This window comes from Lactobacillus sp. VURO6/B1 (VP7), from assembly GCF_058139575.1.
The window spans coordinates 114,390-136,262 of the sequence record NZ_JBVOWJ010000004.1; the positions used below are offsets into that span (position 1 = coordinate 114,390).

At 37.3% G+C, this 21,873-nt stretch carries 2 protein-coding genes; both read left to right on the forward strand.

Annotated features, from left to right (window positions below):
- The first annotated feature begins 158 nt into the window (after positions 1–158).
- Complete coding sequence (locus tag ACZ2M0_RS03470) at positions 159–10,376, forward strand: SLAP domain-containing protein (protein ID WP_490058530.1); 10,218 nt, start codon at positions 159–161, stop codon at positions 10,374–10,376.
- A 529-nt stretch (positions 10,377–10,905) separates the two neighbouring features.
- Entirely contained in the window at positions 10,906–21,711 is a 10,806-nt protein-coding gene (locus ACZ2M0_RS03475; protein WP_490058531.1) for an SLAP domain-containing protein, read from the forward strand.
- The last annotated feature ends 162 nt before the right edge of the window (positions 21,712–21,873 follow it).

Genomic DNA, 21,873 nt, shown 5'->3' on the forward strand with positions numbered 1-21,873 from the left:
TGTATTTTTTAATAAAAAACGTTATTTTATAAATTAAATAGTTTATTTTTTAAATATAAGTTATTTGCAACAAGTAAATGTCCAATACTATATTGACAATAAAAATGCCTGGAACTAGAATATTGCTGTAAATATGATTTTTGAGAAAGGATTAATTTATGTTAGGTAAAAACAACAATAAGGAAAGAATTCGTAAAATGGAAATGCAGGCAAAGCAGGACCACTTCTCAATTAGAAAATTGACAATTGGTGCTGCTTCTGTTTTGCTTGGTTTTACATTCTTTGGCCTGAATAGCCAGACTGCCAAGGCTGACACTATTGATCCTGCAAAGGAAGAAATTAGTTCTGAAACGAATAAGTCCCAAACTGAATCTGATCAGACTGCAGACAAAGCAGATACTGCAAACGCAAATAAGCAAGCAAGTCCGAAGAAGCAAGATACTAATTTAAGTACATTTTCCGGTCTGAGTTCTTTTTTAAAGAGTACGGATACTGAGAATACAACGTCTACTACAAAGGATTCTACAGCTAAAACTACTGATTCCAAGACTGATGATCAAAAAGACAAGGAAACTGTCGCTGATAACAGTGCAAAGACTCCTGATCAGGATAAAAGTGCTACAAAGGATCCAGCTAAAGCAGATGGTGCAACAGATCAGGATCAAAGTGCTACAAAGGATCCAGCTAAAGCTGATGGTGCAACAGATCAGGATAATTCAAAAACAAATAGTACAGAAAAAACTGATTCTCAGACTCCCGCATTAGTCGATAAAGATGCCAAGAGGGATGCCACTACTGGTGCTGTTAGACAAGTAACAAATTGGACTCAGCTAAAAAATGCTTATAGTGATGCAAGCGTCAGCGAAATCGATATCATGAATGACATTGCTGCCGACAGTAATGGCTTGCATACTACTTTAGCTACAGTTCCGGGAAGGAAATTATTAATCAAATCCGCAGGAACTACAAAATATAAAATTGATTTTAAGCAAAATCACCCTGATTGTGATAAGAGAAATTCAACAGATATAACTTATGAAAATTTAGAGTTATGGAGTGCAGACTATTGGGGCGTTCTTTCCACTTATGGACTTTCTGGAACAGGCGGTTCCAAAAATGTTAATGTCAATATTAGTTTTAAAAATGTTGATTATTACGGTTCACAGTTAATATATGCTCAAGCAAATACTCACATCTACTTTTATGGTAAAAATAATATAAATACGATTAAAACACCTTATAATGGTGGACCAACTGAGAGTAACGATCAACAATTATTTGAGTTCAATGGCAAAAATTGCAGCGTTGAATTTGTAGATGGTGTATTTAATGGCTCAACATATGGTGGCAGTATGATCGAAATGACAGGTGATAATGTTTCTGTTAAAGTTGATCAAGGTGCCGTTGTTAATCTCACGCCCCTTGTAAATTATGACGCTTCTCGAACATATGGTGAACATTGGTATCCATTCTCCGTCATTTACATTAAAGGTAAGGGCAAAGTAGATGTTTCGGGTACGATAAATATTTTTATGGGCGATAACTCTACTTCACATCCATATCAAGGTAGTCGCAATAGCAACAAATGTAGGGCTATATATTTAGAGGATGATAACTCTAGTTTTAATATTGGAACTAACGGTGTAGTAAATGTCACTACTAACGGTAACATTAGTGACGCGAAGACTGGTAACCTTGTTTATGATGCTGGTAATTTCACAATTAAACCGAAGGGAACCTTAAATATTGTCGGTTCTGATATGGGTGACTATAGCGGAACATTAGTTTTAGTTCAGGGTAAAGCAGATATTGAAAACGGTGCTTTTAACATCAGTCTTGACGATTCCACGACAGTAGGTTCTGGGTCAGGTGCCGGAAAAGGAGCTATTACATTAGTAGACGTTCAAGGTGGTACCTTAATTGTCAATAACCCTACTTCATTAATTTTGAATGCGCAGGCTAACAAAAATCCTGACACCAGTATTATTGGTACAAATAACATTACTATAACTAACGTCCGGCAGCAATTTAATCTAACTGGTTTAGGACTTGGAATTGACAAGGTCACTTTGCCTCCATTCCACGTTTTAAATGTTAGAAAAAAACGGGGAGGCACCATTCTTGTAGACAAACTTGAGTTGCTGAATGGGAAAACGCAGCTAAATGTTGATAAACTAAATGAATTAAAAGCCAAGATAACAGCTGCTGGTATTGATTATGATAAATTACCAACCGATGTGAAAGATTCTTTAACTGAAACTGCTAAGGGCAATAAAACTTTTGACGATCTCTTTATTGATATTATTCAAAGAGCGTTCAATAATAGTAAGAACTTTGGTTATAACAACATTGCCTTTATTCCTGCCAACCCAAGTGGTTTTCTGGATATTGACACTAGCAAGGTGACTGTCAAGAGAAATGACGATGGATCAAATACTATTACAGGTGCTGCAGGAAGCGTAATTGGGTATAACCCTGATACAGATGGTCCAGATGACCTTAAAGGCGATCCAAAAAACATTAAGAATCCGTTTAGTTTGGTTATGCCGGTAGCTACTAAAGCTTATATTGCCGCCAATATTATTGACGATAAGGGCAAAAAAATTCCGTGGCCAGATAAGGATGATAAGAATCATGGAGTTCCCAATCCTTATGCTGCAACTGATGATACGTATAGAGACCCTAAGAATAGTTCACTAAATCCTTTGCCAACCCAGTACGCTGCTGAGGTCAACAATGATGGTTCATTTACCTTTACCATTCCAGCAGATCAAACTGTCAAATTTAATAAAAATTATGGTATTGAGTTGTCTCCGAGTGCTAACTTCATTGGCTATGATCCAACTGATACTTCAAAACCTGTCAGACAGAATTTGGATATCTTGACCTTGAGTGAAGTCCGTGATCAAGCAGCTAAGGAAATTACTGATGCAATTAATAATGCTAAAACGAATAAGCCAAATAATCTGACCGCCGATCAGAATAAGGCATTTAATGATGCGATGACTCAGGCTGCTGCTGCTGCTTCCAAGACCATTAATAGTGCTAACAAGTCAACTTCAGTCTATGACCCTAGTGCAGACTCAATTACTAAAGTAAATCAACGCAAAAATGATGCTTTAAAGATTATTAATGATGCTATTACAGCAGCACAAAATTCGGCTCAAGTTGAAACTGATAGGACTAGTGCCATTAATGCCCTGAACGCTGAAGCAAGTAAACAAGCTGGATATTATCCTTCACAATCGCAGACAATCAATGGCGCTAGGGATAGTGCAATTAGCCAAGTTAAGGCAGCACAAAATAGCACTGATGTTGCTAAAGCTAAGGATGACGGAATAAAGGCAATTGACAAGATTGGTCTTGACTATAAGAACACTGTGAAAACAGGTCTTAACCAGCAAATCGGTCAAGTAAAATCTGATATAGCTGACCTTGCTAAAGATGCTAACCTGAATAAAACAGAAAAAGATGAAGTCAATGGCTTGATTGACAGGTTGAAACGTCCGGATGCAATCGTCGCTACTCAAGGTGACATCGATAAAGATACTAATGAAGCTTCAGTCAAAAATCACCAAAAAGAAGCTCAAGATACCATTGACGCTCTTAAGAATACTATCGCTGCAATTAAGAAATTACAGGCAGCAGCCAAAGATGAAATTGCCAAGCATAGTGACAAAACAACTGATATTCAGGATTCTTTAAATGATGCCGTACATAAAGTCATCAATGGTGACGATCCTGACGGTTCAAATGGTCTAGAAGCAATCAAACAAGTTTATGCAAATCAGGAAGCAGACAATATCAACAAGGCAGCTGCAGCAGCTAAGAAGAGAGTCCAAAATTCTGGTCTTGCTCCTGCAGATCAAGTAGCTTACTTAAATGCAATTGATAATGCTGCTAAAGTAGCTACTGCCAAACCGGGTGATTCAAATTATGATGCTAATAAATCGATTTATGGTACGTCTGATGTTACAGCTATCGATCAAAGAGTAGCAGCAACGCAAACTGCTTTTGCTAAAGCTGCTGCTAAGTCAGAAGTTTCAGGATATGCTGTTACTAACGAGGATAGTCTGTCGGTTAATTCAACCACCACTATCGCCAAAGCAATTAGTGACGGTTTGGCAAGTATTGATAATTCTGCTGATTCTAATGCAGTTGCAGCAGCAGAGGATACTGCTAAAAAGAATGTGCTTAAAGCAATCTCCAAACAGAAGTTAGCCGATGTTGAAGCCGATGTTGAAAATCAAATCAGCAATATTCCTGGTTTAACTGCTCAGAATATTGATGATGCTAAGAAACTGGCTCAGAAGATTTTAAGTAATAATACTAATCCACTGGGATATACCCAGAGGGTCGATCAAGCTGATTCGCTTACAGCAATTGACGGAGCCAGAAATGACGGTATTACAGCTCTTAACAATCTGTTGACTAAGCAGCAAGAGTTAGGTAAACGTAATAATCAACTAACTGATGCTGCCGCACAGATTAGGCAGAAACAACAAGATGCTGATTCAGCTATTGATGGTATAACAAACCTCAGTGACGCCGAAAAGGATTCATATCACAAACAAATTAAAAAAGTTGCAGATGACAGTATTAACGGTTTAAACAGCATTGACCCTTCAAAGGTTGATGATGCTGTTACAACAGCCAAAGGAAAGATAGACAGTATAGTCGCTGATGCCCAGAATAAGGGTAACAGTGTAATCAAAGATGCACGGACAAAAGCTTCACAAGCAGTTGATGATGCAGCAAAGGCTGCTAAAGCTAAGATTGAAAGCATACCTGACAGTCAACTCAGTCAATCAAACAAAAAACACTATGAAGATTTGATTGATCAGGATGCACAATCAGCTAAAGATAAGATTGCTGCCGCTCAAGATGAAGACAGTATCAAATCTGTTGTTCAGGACGGTGAAAACAATATTACCAGGGACTTGAACGATGCTCTGGTTTCTGCAGCACGTGCCAAAGCAATATCTGATTTACAAACTGCTAAAAATGATGCCAGAGAGACCATTTCTACCGCTCATGATAAAGGTTCACTTAACGACAAAGACTGGGTAGATAAATTAGACCAGATTGACAACGCTTATGATCAAGCTGTTCAGGCTGTAACGGGTGATTTTAATGTTTCAGATATTAATGATGATGCAGATAAAGGCAAAAAGAGTATCCAAAGTATAGTTGACAGTATCTCGGACAACGAGGCCACACAAGCTTTAGCAAAACAGCGTCAAGATGCTATTAATAAACTAAAAGAAGCTCGCGACAATGCGAATACCCAAATAACTACTGATCCTAATTTAAGCGTTACCGAAAAGAACGATTACTATAACCAAATCTCAAATGCCTTTAATAATGCTCAATCGGCTATTCAAGCAGCTGGTAAAGACGATATTGATACTGCTCTTACCAATGGTACGAGGAAACTGACTGAGATTCAGGAAGCTGCAAACTTGCAATCTGCTAAGGATCAGGCTCTAAATGACTTGCTTGCTGAAAGAAGCAAAATTAGAGAGCAAATTGGCAATATGGATCAAGTTACAAGTGCCAATAAGAATGATTTACGTGCTAAAGTTGACGAACAATACAATCAAGCAGTCAAGAATATTAACTCTGCAAGTACATCTTCTATTCAACAAGTTACCCAAGCAGCTCAACAAGGCAAAGCAGCTATTGATGATGTCATCAGTGATTTAAACATTAATAAAGTTATTAACAAGCAAAAACTTGATGATTATGCTCAAAAAGCAATTGATCGCATTAGCAACTCAACCGATATTACTCAAGCTGTGAAGGATTCCACTATTGCTGGAATTAAAGCTGCTCGTGATGAGGCTAAGGGTAATGTCGATAGTCAAAAAGATATTCCAGCTTCTAATCTTGCAGAACAAAATGGTGAACTGGCAATTGACGCAGCTGCTGCCAAAGGCAATGGCCTTGAAGGATATAAGAACAGCGCAATTGATCAAATCTCTACTGCTGCAACTAATGCCACTTCTCGTTTGCAAGGAATTTATAATGGACTTAACGATGATGATAAGGCAAAAGTTAAGGACGTATTTGATCAGGCCAACAACGCTATTCAGCAGGCTTCCAGTACTGCAATTGCAAACATTAAGAAGGCTACTAATAAAGATCAAGTAGATGGCTATAGTAAAGATGCAATAGCTGCTATTAATAAGGCAGAAACAGGTGCAGACTTAGCTGCTGCCAAAGCTGCCGCAATAACTGCAATTAATGAAGCAAGTACTAAAGCAAATACCCAACTAACAAATAAGAAAGATCAGGACGCAGTCAAAGCTGTTACGAATCTTGGTCAAAATGACATTAATGCTGCCAGTGATATTGCAACTGTTAATAAGATCAAAGACAACACTATTCAAAGCATACAAAACATTCTTGATATTGCTGCCTCTCAGCAAGCTGAGCAGATTAGGAATCAACGGAATGAAGCACTGCAAGAGCTAAAGGATACTTTAGATGGGAAGAACGATCTTGCTGGTGTTCGTGATCAAATTAATAGACTGAATGACTTAACTGATGATCAAAAGACTGCTTTCACAAAACAAGCTGTAGACGCATATGATCGTGCTGTTGCCAAGGTCAGCGGAGCTTCTAAAGATCAAATTGAAAGTGAAAAGAATGCTGGTATAGTCAACATTAATCAGGCATTGACAGATGCCAAATTGCAAGCCACTAAGAATAAGGCTAAATCAGACTTGGATAAACTTGCATCTGAAGCTGGTAAAAATGATGCTAAGGACCAAGATTCAATCAATAACGAACGTGATAAAGCCAAGGACAAGATTGATAAAGCTAAAAATACCGATGAAGTTAATAAAGCCAAAGATGAAGGCCAAAATGCCATTAACGGTATCGAGGAAACTGGAAAGGATACTCAACTTGCCAATGATAAAGTCGCAGCTAAGAATGATCTGAAGAATGCTGCAGACAAACTCCAACAAAAGATTGATCAAGACCTAGCTGATAAAAAGCTGGGTCAAGACCAATATGACGAGCTAAATGCCAAAATTGATCAGGCTCGTAAAGATGGTGAGACCAGGATAAACTCGGCCAAGGATAAAAATGGTTTGACTAATGCTCAGAGCCAGAACAACAATGATCTAAATAATATCAGTACTGATATTGGTAAAGAAGAATCATTGACCAATGCTTTAACTCAGTTGCAAGATGCCGTCAATAAGGCTTCTGCTGCTGCAGACGAGATCGCTAAGGACAATAAAGATCTGGCTGAGCAAATGAGAGAACAGATCAAATCTGAACGTGATAAAGCTGCTCAAATCATTCAAAATGCTAAAAATGATGCACAAGACCCTAATAATGCTATGAATGTGGCTGCACAAGACGGTGTCAAAGCAATTACTGGTTTAACTGACCGCTTTGAAGCTAAGAATGTCGCTATCAACAAGTTAAAGGGCTATGCAGAAACTGCAAAGAAGGGCTTGCAAGGGAATAATCTTGATGCTAATGAAATTAGTCAAGGTGAAGATGCTATTAATACTGCTTTGCAAAATGCAACCAGCAACATTTATGGCGCTAAGGATAATGACAATTTAAATGATATTGAAGGGGCCGGCGAAAAGGCCATCGACCAAGCTAAATTGCCAAGTGATCTGCTAGCTGAAAAGAACAGGCAAATTGCAGCTATCGATGATTATGTCAAAGGTAAAGGTGATATTAATTCAGTTGCTACTAATTTAACTGATGACCAAAAGGCTGATTTGCAAAAGCAACTTGATCAAGTAGTGCAAAGTACCAAAGACAAAATTGGCAAAGTCACTTTACCTGATAACGCGACTCAATCTGACTTTGAAGCCGCAAAGAAGAAGTTGGCTAATATCGAACAGGGTGTTCCAGAAAACAATGAAGCACTTGACTTTGGTCAAGCAGGCGTAGATAAGATATACGATCTAGCTAAGAACAGAGCGGATATCTATCAAGCCAAGCAAGATGCTATTAAGCAGTTACAAGATATACAGGATCAAGCTAATAAGAAGATTGAAGACTCTGGCTTGTCAGCAACAGATCAACAAGCTGAAAGACAAAAGATCAAGGATATCATTGACAAGAGTAAGATTGCTATTAATAATATTCCTGATAAAAATAAGGATGGTAGCGACAGAAGCGTTGAAGATGTCAAGCAAGATGCTAAAACTATAATTGATAAAGCTAGGGACGGGTATAAAGATCCTACAACTGGAGAACAGATGCCTGGCACCGCAAATGTTATTGATCAAGCAGCTCTTGCTGGTGCTAAGACCAAGGCAGAAGGCCATTTGAAAGAAAAACAGAATCAGGCTCATAATATCATTAACCAGTCGCAGTTAACTGATTCCGAAAAGCAGCTAGCTAACCAAGCTATCGATGATGCTTATGATAGAGAAAAAGCAAACATTGAAGCTATCAGTGATGTTGATAAGGTACCAAAAGATGAAGCTCAGATTGGTACTGGCATTGATCAGATTTGGCATAATCCTTCAGTATGGTTTGTGAAAGATAAACAGAATGCGACAAGCGGCACTAATGGTTTACAAAGTGAATATGACAAATTAACTAGTGACCAGAGAGCTAATCCAGACTATCAGGACTATATCAAAGATATTATTGCTGGTCTTGCCGATATTAATAAGGCTGACAATATTCCGGATATCAGTTCTGCCTACAATCAAGGCATTACAGCTTTGAATAAACTTAAAGCTAAGGAAGACATTAAAAACGCTGCTGACAAGGCCAAAACTGAGATTAACAATAATAAAGACTTAGATGACCAAACTAAGAAAGACCTTATTAATAATATTGATAACCATGCTAAAGAAGGTAACACAGCAGTTGATCAAGTTAATGCACCTAGTGATGATCCTGCTGGTAAGAAGACTAATATTGATAAAGTAGTTGACACTGCCAAAAACGATATCCAAGTTGAGATTAATAAGGCAATAGATACCAGCAAGAAGAAAGCTGATCAGGAAGTTGCTGATAAAGCCAAAGAAGCTATCGATAAAATTCATAAAGAATTTGGTGATGGCGCTGATACATCTTCAATCCAAAATGCTTTAGATAAACATAAAAACACTGAGGGCAATTCTTATGACGAAATTCAAAAGAATAAACTTGAAGCCGAAAAGGAAATTGCCAAGGGTGCCGTTGATGATGCTGCTAAGAATGCTAAAAAGGACGTTGACAATAATAAGGGCAAGCACCAAGACGGTAGTGATTTAACTAATAATGAAAAGCAGAAGATTAAGGATGAGATCGACCATCAAAAAGATAATGCTAAAGATAAGATTGATCATGCTGGTAGCGGCGACGAGATTGACCAGAACCGTGATAACGGTATAGATATCATTCACCAGGATAGCTCCGATCCAGCAACAATCGATAAGGTTATTCACGGCGGAGATAATAACGGTAACGGTTCAAATACTGAAAACATTAGCAATGGTGGTGGTTCTACCGCTCCTGTATCTAGTCCAAATAAGCAACCTGGTAACAATCCAAGCGATAGTGATAGCATTCCAAACGATAAATTACCTAATTCATCACAAGTCAAATTGATGCATAATGCATACCTTTATGATGAAACAGGCAAGCGTGCTAACCAGATCACTTTAGGTGTTGGTTCAATAGTTACTGTTTATGGCACACAGACGATCAATGGTAAAGAATACTACGTCTTAGTTGATCAAGGTGCTAAGAATAAGAAGTATTTTGTTGCTACAGCAAATGTATTGGCTACTAGACAAAAATTGACTCACAATGCTTATATTTACAACCAATTTGGCAAGCGGGTTAAGAAGACAGGCGTTTACAAGAAGGGTCAACTGCTAAATACCTATGGCGCAGTCGTTAAGATCCGTGGTAAGAGATACTTTACTATTGGTAAGAACCGCTTCGTCAAAGCCGCAAATGTTAAGATAGTAACTTCTGCAAAATCAGTCAATGAAGAGGTTACACCGACAATTACCAATACTGCTGAACAACCTGTTGTCACTGTTGCTAAGAGCTTAAAGCATAATGCTTACCTTTATGATGAAAACGGCAGGCGTGCAAATAAGCTGATCTTCAATGCAGGTTCAGTTGTTGAAACTACTGGTAAGAAGACAATCAATGGTCAGAAATACTATGCCTTGCCTGATGGACTTTATATAGCTAGTGGTAATATTGATGCCAAGAAATTAAAGTTGAAACATAATGCTTATATATACAATAAGTATGGTCATCGTCTAGGCAAGAAAGTACTCAAGAAGCGTAAATCTGTGAATACCTACGGTAATCCAGTCAAAATCGGTCATAAAAAATACTACACACTAAGTAAAGGGAGGTTCGTTAAGAAAGCAAATTTTTAAAAATTTAAAATTCTAGCATATACAGCTTAAATATCACAAAAGAAGTGTCACATTTGTGGCACTTCTTTTGCATTTTCAAATTATCTATAGTTTTAGAAAAAGAGGGGCTGAGTCTCCTCCTTTTTTCTGCGAGAAAAACTCTAGCAGGCATATCTTCCATACTATCTAAATATCTAAGCAAGTCCGAAAAAGTTATATTTACTTAGTTGACCATGTTAATCAGATCACAAACATATTCATGTATATATAGTACAATTTATATTTTGTATATTATATATAAATATGTTTATAAAAATAGTAAAATTAATTTATATTTAAAATAAAAAGTTCATTTCTATTGATTAAATTATTGTTATTTTTATATATATTATACTATTTAATCAGCATAATACTTAAAATTTAAGTTATTTTATATTATATTTTTTGAATTTCATTACCTATTAAAATGCATAATAGTATTACTAAATTGACAGTAAAAATAGCAGGACTTACAATTAATATGTAATCATAATTTTGAGGAAGGATTATTATGCTAGGTAAAAATAATAATAAGGAAAGAATACGTAAAATGGAAATGCAGGCAAAGCAAGACCACTTCTCAATTCGTAAATTGACTATTGGTGCTGCTTCTGTCTTGCTTGGTTTTACATTCTTTGGCTTAAGCAATCAAACAGTTAAAGCTGATACAGTTGATCCAGCAAGTGAAGAAGTAGATTCCCAAACTAATGGCAATGAAACAACTAATACTGAACAAACTGCGACTAAGGCAAAAACTGCAACTACACAAAAGCAATCAATTCAAGATAATACAAAGCACGATTTAAGCACTTTTTCTGGCTTAAGTTCGTTTTTAAAAGATAGTGACTCAAAAGCTAGTCATAGTTTTGCAACTGGTCAAGCAGAATCAGAAAAGACAATCCCCGAGTCGACGAAAAATTCTGATCAGCAGTCTAGTCATAATCAGGATACCGCTGCTGATTCATCCGCTAAAGGTGATACAACAAAGCCTGTCGATTCAACTGCTGCAGTGGCTGATGATGCAAATGCTGCTGAAAATACAGAAATAAATACTAGGGATGCTAGTGTAGCACAGGTCCATAACTTTACTGAGCTTATAGGTGCGTTTCAAAATAATAGTATTTCAGAAATTGACGTTATGAACGATATTACTGACGGACCAGAGAATGGATCACAAGCATACTACTTCTATGGCAGGAAAATGCTGATCAAATCCGCAGGTAATGGTAATACCAGATTTAAAGTGGACTTGAAAGGTAACCACCTCCAATTAAATAGTGGCAGTACGCAGGATTTAGATATAACATACGACAACCTTGATTTATGGAGTGCCGATATCTGGGGCGTCATCATGACTGATGATTACAACCAAGATGGTCATTTTTCAAAAATCACCTTTAATAATGTTAATTTCCATGGTTCACAAATGGTTCACTGTGGTAATAATACTAAAATTTACTTTACTGGTACCAACTATGGGGAAGTAACGCACACGCCTTATCCAGGAATTACAATATCAAGTGGTGATGTTCAACAACTATTTGAATTTACTGGTTCAAACAACTCAATCGATTTTAGCGGGACTTTTACGGGTAAAACCGTTGGCGGTAACGTAATAGAAATGGCTGGGAGCAACAATGTTGTTAACATTGAAAAGAACGCTAAGGTGTCCCTTTCACCGCGGATCTATATTCCTAATAATAATTTAGGTTCCAATGCTGCTGAACATACTGGGCTACCTTTAGCTATCGCCATGTTAGGTAATAATGAAGCCGTCAATGTTGATGGTGAGCTGAATATCACAACTGGTAGCGATCACTATAATGGTACAAATGACAATGATCAATCTAGTGCGATCCTGATTAATGATGGTAACTCTGTTTTTAATATTAATAGTGATGCAAAGGTCAATATTACTACTAACGGTGATATAGCTAATAACTGGGGCAACAGAAACCTGATTTATGATGGTGGTAATTTTAACATTTTACCACGAGGATCGTTAAACATTAATGGCTCAAATATGGGCGACTATTCTGGTACTTTAGTTCTAATTAGGGGTACGGCCAATATTGAAAACGGTGGTTTTAACATCATTCTAGGAACTCCAGGTCCAAATGGTAGATACGTAGATGGCGGTAATGGCCAAATACTTTTGGTAGATGTGCAAGGCGGGAAGTTATTTGTTAATAATCCTACCTCATTAATTTTGAATGTCCAGGGCAATACCAATCCTGCTACGAGTATTATCGGCACAATGCCGATTACCTTAACAAATGTGCGGCAGCAGTTTGATTTGAGCTCAACACAAACTGGGGTTGGTAAAGTAACATTGCCACCATTTCACGTTTTAACTGTTAGGAAAACTGACAATACAATTGCAGTTGATAATATTGAGTTACTTAACGGGCAAGAAAAGCTAACTGCAGAGAAATTAGCAGCAATCAAAGCGCAGGCAGCTAAAGCTCATATTTCACTTGACAAATTGCCAGCTGATGTCCAAAATTCGTTAGCTGATGGTATTAAGAACGGCTGGACTTACGATCAAATCTTTTCGGATATTATTCAAAAAGCATTCAATAATAGCAATAATTTCGGCTATAACAACATTAGTTTTATTCCGGCCAATCCAAGTGGCTTTTTGGATATTGATCCTGGTAAGGTCAAAATCACTAGAAATGATGATGGCTCGCAAACAATTTCCGGTGAACCAGGCAGCGTAATTAATTATAATTCTGCTGTTGATGGTCCGGATTCAGATCCAGAAAATTTGAAAAACCCATTTAGTTTGATTCTCCCAGTTGCTACTAAAGCATATATTATGGCTAATTTAATTGATAGTATGGGGGTAAAAACTGCGTGGACTCCAAAGGATCAAAATGGTAAAAATATAATCGACAATCCATACGCACAAACAAAAGACACCACCAGAGATTCAAGCAACAGTTCTTTAAATCCTTTACCAACACAATTTGCAGCAATTGTAAATGATGACGGTTCGTTTAGTTTTACTATTCCAGCCGATCAAACTATCAGGTTTGATAAAGGCTACTCTATAGAATTAACTCCAAATGCTAACTTTGTTAGTTATGATCCGTCTAGTGTAGCTATCGGACGTCGTCCAATAATTAAAAACTTGGATATTCTAACTTTGTCTGATGCACAAGATCAAGCTGCTAAGGCAATTACTGACGCAATTAGTGATGCGAAAATTCATAGACCTAACAACCTATCTGAAGCTCAAGTTAAAGACTTTAATGAGCAATTAGATAAAGTTGCGGCCGCTGCATCCAAGACAATTGATATTAATAACGAAAAAACTTCAGTCTATGCTTCAAGTGCAAACACTTTAACAGAAGTTAACAACCGTAAGAATGCTGCCCTTGATGCAATTAAGAATATCGTAAGCCAGGCGCAAAATTCTTCAACGATTGAAGCATCTCATAATAATGCAATTACGAATTTAAATAATGAGGCCACATTGCAGTCAAAGAGATTTCCTACAATGATAGATGCAATTAATGCTGCACGTGATAAAGCTATAAATACTGTGAAAGCTTTTCAAACTGATAAAGGTATTTCAGAAGCAGAGAAGAATGGTATTAATGCGATTGATCAAGCAGCTTATGGCTATAAGGAGAGTATTGAAACTGATCTTAAACAAAAAATTGATCAAGTCTATGTCGATGCTTACAAGCTTTCAAGCGATCCTAACTTGAGTCAAGAAGAAAAGGACGAAGTAGTTAATTTACCTAAACGTCTGGCGCGCGCTCAGGCTATCGCTCAACCGGAAGGTGATATTGAAAGAGACCTTGACCAAGTATCAGTAGATGGGCACCAAAAAGAAGCTCAAGATATAATTGATAAAGTTAACAAAACAATTCAGGCATTGAAAGACTTACAGGCTGTCGCTCAAGATGAAATTAACAACCATGCCGATAAGATTGCAGAAATAAGGGATTCTTATAATAAAGCAGTTCACAATATTATCACTGGTGATGATCCCGATGGTTCCAAGGGTAAGGAGTCTATTAAGGATATAAATGCTGACCAAGAAGCAAGTAAAATTAGTGCAGCAGCAGCTGCTGCCAAAAAGCGAGTACAAGATTCAGGTATTAGTTTAGATCAACAAGTTCCTTTATTAGATGCAATTGATCAGGCTGCCCAAGTTGCAACTGCTAAACCAGGAAGTGCTAAGTATGATGAGCAAAAATCGATTTACGGCACTTCTGATAACACTGCCATCAAGCAAAGAGAAGCAGCTACGCAAACTATTTTTGATCAAAATGCGGCAAAAGCCGAAATTATGGGCTATGCAACCACTACTGAAAATTCGCTAGGCATCCCTTCAAACTCTGAAATTGAGAAAACAGTAGCTGATGGTTTGACTAATATTGATCAAGCCAGTGACTCTGCTGCTGTTTCGACAACCGAGGAGTCAACCAAGCGGTCAATTTTAAGACAACTTTCCAAGATCAAGCTTGCTAAAGCTGAAAGCGATATTGAAAGCCAACTGCGTAGCTTGCCTGGCTTGTCTGCAAATGATATTGACGATAGCGTGGCGGCTGCACAGAAGTTACTTAACAATTTAACAACTCCTCTTGGTTATAACCAGCGCATTGACCAAGCAGATAGTTTAACTGCAATTGATTCAGCGCGTAATGATGGTATTGCTGCCTTGAACAACTTACTGGTTGCAGCTAAAGCTAAAGGTGAGCGTAACAATTCCTTGGCTGATTCTATCAAGCAGATTAGACAAGAGCAAACTAATGCTGATAAACAAATTGACCAGACAAGCAATCTGACTGCTGAACAAAAGAAAGCATATCATGATCAAATAAGCAAGGTAGTTACTGACAGTATAGATACTTTAAACAAGGTCGATAGTTCTAAAATCGCTGAAACTGTAACTAACGCTAAAAACAGTATAGATAATATTGTTAGCGATGCCAAAGGTACGGCAAATAAGGAGGTAGAAGAAGCTAGAACAAATGCAACTCAAGATGTAGATACAGCTGTTAATGATGCAAAGGCTAAAATTGAAAGCATTGCTGATAGTCAACTTAGTCCTTCAAATAAAAAGTATTATGAAGACCAAATTGATCAAGATGCCCAGGCTGCAAAGGCAAAAATTGCTTCGGCTCAAAATGTTTCTGATATTACTTCGGCCAAACAAGAGGGTCAAAACAATATTCTTAAAGATTTAGGCGCTGCCCAAATTACAGCTACTAAAGCGCAAGCAATTAGTAAATTGCAACAGGCCAAAGCTAATGCTAAAGATGTTCTTGCAAATGCGCAAAAGAATGAACAGCTTGATCCGGCAACAGTACAAGCTAAACGAGATCAAATCGATGACGGTTATGATCAAGCAATCCAAGCTATTAATAATGACCATACAGTAACCGATATTAACACTGATGCGCAGAAGGGAATTGATGCTATTAATTCTGTTATTAATTCTCTTTCGCCTGATCTCGAGGCTCAGGCTTTAACGAAACAGCGTCAAGCTGCAATCGAAAAATTAAGAGATGCGCGCGATTCTGTAAATAGTCAGATTACTAATGATCCTAATTTGGGCGTAACCGAAAAGAATGACTACTATAACCAGATTACAAATGCCTTCAATCAAGCTCAAACTGCTATTCAAGGTGCAGGTAAAGATGATATAGATGCAGCATTAACTAAAGGCAAAAACGATTTAGCCAGCATTCAAACTGCAGCAAACTTGCAATCTGCAAAAGACCAAGCTTTAGCAGCCCTAATGGATGAGCGCAATAAAGTAAAAGAACAAATTGGCAATATGGACCAGATTACAAGTGCCAACAAAGCTGACTTGCGTGCCAAAGTAGATGCTACTTATGATATTGGTGTTACTGGTATCAATAATAAAAACACAACTACTAATGAGCAACTTAATGCTATCGTCCAGAATGGTAAGTCATTAATTGACAATGTGATTAGTGACATAAATGTTAATAAGATCCTTAATAAACAAAAGCTTGATGATTATGCTCAAAAAGCAATTGACCGAATCAATAATTCGTCAGATATCACTAACGATGCCAAGACAACAGCTATTAATAATATTACTTCTGCACGTGATAATGCAAAATCCGTAGTTGATTCTACAGCTGCAGTTTCTGATGCTAATACAGCTGAGAAAAATGGTGAATCTGCTATTGACGCTGCAGAAGCTGCAGGTAATGGTTTTAATACATCTAAAACTGATACAAAAAATAGTATTGCCAATGCTGCTACCAGTGCCAAGAATCGCTTAAATGACATTTATAGCAAATTGTCGGAAGACCAAAGAAATGAAGTAAAGAAACAATTTAATGATGCAATTAGTCAGCTTGAGTCAATCCCAACGGATGCAAATAGTAAAATTGACGCAGCCACAAATAAAGAACAACTAACTGGAATTTATCAAGATGCATTAAATAAAATTAATAACATTGAATCTGCTGCCAAGTTAGCTAGTGATAAAGTTGTTGCCACCGATTTGATTAAAAATACAGCATACGCGGCTCGAGCTAAACTACATGATTCACGAGACCAAAATGCAGTTTTTGCAGTGGCTGATTTAGGCATTAAAGATATTGGCGCGGCTAATGATAGCGCTACAGTTGAGAAAATCAAAAATAATACCTTACAGGGAATTAGTAACGTAGTTACTAATGCAAGTAAGAGTGATGCTGATGATATCCGTAACCAAAGAGATCAAGCAATTAAAGAACTTGATAAAGCTCTTGGGAAAGGCTCAACTGATACCGGTGTTCTACGAGAAATAAATGGTTTAAGTGATTTAACCTCTGATCAGCTGGGTAAGTTTAAACAACAAGCACAAGATGCTTATAATCATGCTGTTGCAAACGTCAGTGGCGCTCTATCTGAAAATATTGATACAGAAAAGAATACCGGTCTAAGCAATATTTACCAGGCTTTGGCTGATGCTAAACTGCAGGCGGCTAAAAATAAGGCAAAATCTGCTTTAGATGATAAAGCCCAAACTTCAATTGATGGTGATGCTAAAGATAAATCTACAATTGAGAGCGAGCGGGATAAGGCCAAAGAGAATATTGATAAAGCTCAAAATCAAGATGATGTCCAAAAAGCTCAAGATGAGGGTGATAAAGCGATTAAAGCAATTGTTGATACAGCAAATGATGAAAAAATCACTAATGCTAAGACTTCTGCTAAAAATGATTTTGATAATTCAACTAATAAATTACAACAGCAAATTGATCAAGACTTAGCTGATAAGAAATTAGGTCAAGACCAATATAATGATTTGAAGAATAAAATTGATCAAATTCGGCAGTCTGGTGAAACCAGAATTAATTCTGCTACCACTCAGGATCAATTATCTGATGTTAAAGGTCAGAATAATGCTGATTTGGATAAAGTTAATAATGAAATTGTCAAGGCAGAGTCAGTCAATAACGCGTTAACTAAATTGCAAGATGCAGTTAATAAGGCAAATGAAGCTGCAGATAAGATTGCCAAGGATAATCCTAATCTGGCGGATCAGATGAGAGAGCGTATTAAGTCAGAACGTGATAAAGCTGCCCAAAATGTTCAAGCTGCTCAAAACAATGCGACTGACGCCAATAGTGCAATGAATCAAGCAGCGCAAGCTGGTAATGATGCAATTACTGGCTTAACTCAGCGATTCGAAGAAAAGAACAAGCAAATTAATACTCTGAAAGAATATGCTGAAGCTACTAAGGCAAAATTGCCAAGTTCAGGACTTGATCCAAAGGAAATAAGCCAAAATGAAGCTGCAATAAGTGATGCAATGCAAAAAGCTGTTAGCGACTTATATGGTGCCGATGATAATGCAGACTTAGGTCAAGTTGAAAAAGCTGGTGAGGCCGCTATAGATCAAGCAGGTATTCCAGCCAATTTACTAAGTGAAAAGAATAAGCAAATTGCGGCTATTGATAAGTATGTCAAAGATAAGGGCAGTATTAGCCAAGTTGCCAGCGATTTAACTGATCAGCAAAAGGCTGACTTGCAAGATCAGCTTAATCAGTTAGTTCAAAAGACCAAGGATGAAATTAGTAAACTTGCTTTACCAAGTAGTCCGACAACAACAGATCTCGAAAATGCTAAACAAAAACTGCAAAACATTGAAAAGGGGCTCGATAGCGAAGGACACTCAATCAATTTAGGTGAAACTGGAATTGACCAGCTATACCAGACTGCCAAAGATAAAGAGAAAATATATCAAATTAAGCAAAATGCTATTAATAATCTTCTTGAGCAAAAAGCCGAAGCTGACAAAAAGCTTGAAGATTCTGGTTTAGTAAACTCTGATTTACAAAAGCAAAAGCAGAAGATTCAAGATATTTACGATCAAAGCAAGGCAAAGATTAACGCAGTTCCAACAACAGATAAGAATGGAAATGATCGTTCTACTGATGACATCAAAAAGGACGTTGATCAAATTGTCAACAATGCAACCCAAGGATATTCTGATAGCGATTCTGGCAGTCACGTTCCTGGATTTACTGATGTTGAAAAAGATACTGATCTTGCTGCTGTCAAAGCAAAGGCAGAGGATATTTTACAAAGAAAATATTCAACAACTCACAACATTATTGGATTATCCCAACTAACTGCCGCTCAAAAGAAAGCATTAAACCAGATAGTTGATAATCTCTATGCAACTGAAAAAGCAAGTATAGAACAACAAACTGATATCAACAAAATTCCGACTGCTGAAAATCAAATCGGTACTAAGCTAACTGATACTTATCAAAATACTTCTGACTGGTTCAAATATAATCAAGCAAATGCTTTAAATGGAGCTGGAAATGAAATAACAGGATTAGAAGCCGGATATAATGGGCTAACGGAAGAGCAAAAAGCTAATCCTGATTATCAAAGCAATATTCAAACTATACGTGAAGCAATTGCTGCCATTAAGCATTCAACTAATATCGACTCTACAACTCAATCGTATAGCAACGGAATCAATGCTTATAATGAACTGATGGGCAAAGAACGAGTTAATGATATGTTCAAAAAAGCAAAGGATACGCTTAATGATATAGATAGTCTACTTCCTCAAGATAGAGATCATTTCAAAAATAGACTTGATGGTATTCATGGAAGTGTCAATACTGTGCTTACTCAGGATGCTCATGCCGATGCATCGTATGAAAGTATTGCCAATCAGATAAACCACGATATTGATATGACAAGACAGGCAATTGATCAGTTAATGCAGCAAGCATTGTACACAGTTAAGAGTTCTGCTAATATGGATATTGAGACTGAATACAAAGGAGCCGTTGCCCAGAACCAGAAATACTTTGGTGATTCTGCATGGATTTATGCAACTAATAGTGAGCATGACAAGTATAAATATATATCTGGTAATTCTTACGATGAAGTTTCGAATAATAGAATAACTGGAATACGGGAAATTGCCAAAGCTGCTGTCTCAGATGCTGCTACTAATGCTAAGAAGAAAATTGATAATAATAGGGTAAAGCATGAAAACGGTGATAACTATACTGATGATGAAAAAGCCAAGATTAAGACTGAAATCGACCGTATTTTAGCTGATGCTCAGGAAAAGATTAATCAAAATAATACTTTAACTGATATTGACGGCAAGCGTGACGATGGTATTGAAGCAATTAATAAGGCTTCATCAGATTCAACTGTCATTGATAAAATTATTAAAGATAGTGCCAACAACAATAACAATGGCAATAGTACCGGAAGCAATGGCAATAATACCGGAGACAGTGGCAATAATAGCGGAAACAGTGGCAATGATAGCGGAAGCAATGGCAATAATACCGGAAACAGTGGCAATAATGCCGGAAGCAGTGGCAATAATGCCGGAAGCAATGGCAATGATAGCGGAAGCAATGGCAATAATAGCGGAAGCAATGGCAATAGTAGCGGAAACAGTGGCAATAATGCCGGAAGCAATGGCAATGATACCGGAAACAGTGGCAATGATAGCGGAAGCAACGGCAATAGTACCGGAAACAGTGGCAATGATAGCGGAAGCAACGGCAATAGTACCGGAAACAGTGGCAATGATAGCGGAAGCAATGGCAATAATACCGGAAACAGTGGCAATGATAGCGGAAGCAACGGCAATAGTACCGGAAACAGTGGCAATGATAGCGGAAGCAATGGCAATAATACCGGAAACAGTGGCAATAATGCCGGAAGCAATGGCAATAATGCCGGAAGCGATGGCAATGATAGCGGAAGCAATGGCAATAATACCGGAAGCAGTGGCAATAATGCCGGAAGCAGTGGCAATAATGCCGGAAGCGATGGCAATAATGCCGGAAACAGTGGCAATGATAGCGGAAGCAATGGCAATAATGATAATTCTAATAGCGGTGGTGACAATTCTAATTCCACTGATAACAGTAGCACTTCATCTAATCCTGCTAACCCTGTTAATCCAGCTGAGCAACCAACTACTGATAACGAAAACGGCACAAATGATGCGCCAAACGATTTAGGCGAAAATACTAATGTAACCTTAATGCATAATGCTTATCTATATGATAATTCTGGCAAACGTGCTAACAAAGTTACACTTGCTGCCGGTTCAATCCTCACTACTTATGGTACAGTTTCTATTGCAGGACGAGAATACTACGTACTAGTTGACACACATGATAACAATAAGAAGTACTACGTTGATGCTGCAAATGGCCAGGCCACTAAGCAAACAGTGGTTCATAATGCTTATATTTATAACCAACTAGGTAAGCGGGTTAAGAAGACTGGCGTTTACAAGAAGGGCCAACTGCTTAATACTTACGGTGGAATTGTAAAGATTCGCGGTAAGAAATACTTCATTATTGCAAAGAACCGCTTCGTCAAAGCAGGAAATGTTAAATTAGTAACTGCTTCAGGAGCAGCAGGCGAGGAAACCGCTACAGCAATTATTAATACTGCAGATCAACCTGTTGTAACTACTACTAAGAAACTAATGCATAATGCTTATCTATATGATGAAACTGGTAAACGTGCTAACAAGCTAATCATCAGCTTGGGTTCAGAAATTGAAACAGCTGGTAAGAAGACTATGGGCGGTAAAACCTACTATGTTTTAGCAGATGGTTTACTTATTGACAGTGGCAATATTGATGCCAAGAAATTAAAGCTGAAACATAATGCTTATATTTATAGCAAGTATGGTCATCGTTTAGGTAAAAAAGTTTTGCGGAAACATAAGGCTGTTAAGACTTATGGCAATCCTATTAAAATTGGTCATAAGAAATTCTATGTAATAGCAAATGGTAAATATATAAAGAAGGCAAACTTTTAATACACTTTGCTTAAATACAATATATTAAAATAAGTTGAAAGAAGCATCATAATTGATGCTTCTTTTTATATAGTATAATTTCAATTAAACATAACATAAAAATAATAAATGGTTTTATTAATTTTACCTAATAATTTAATTTTTTGTTATTTTAAATTAAAA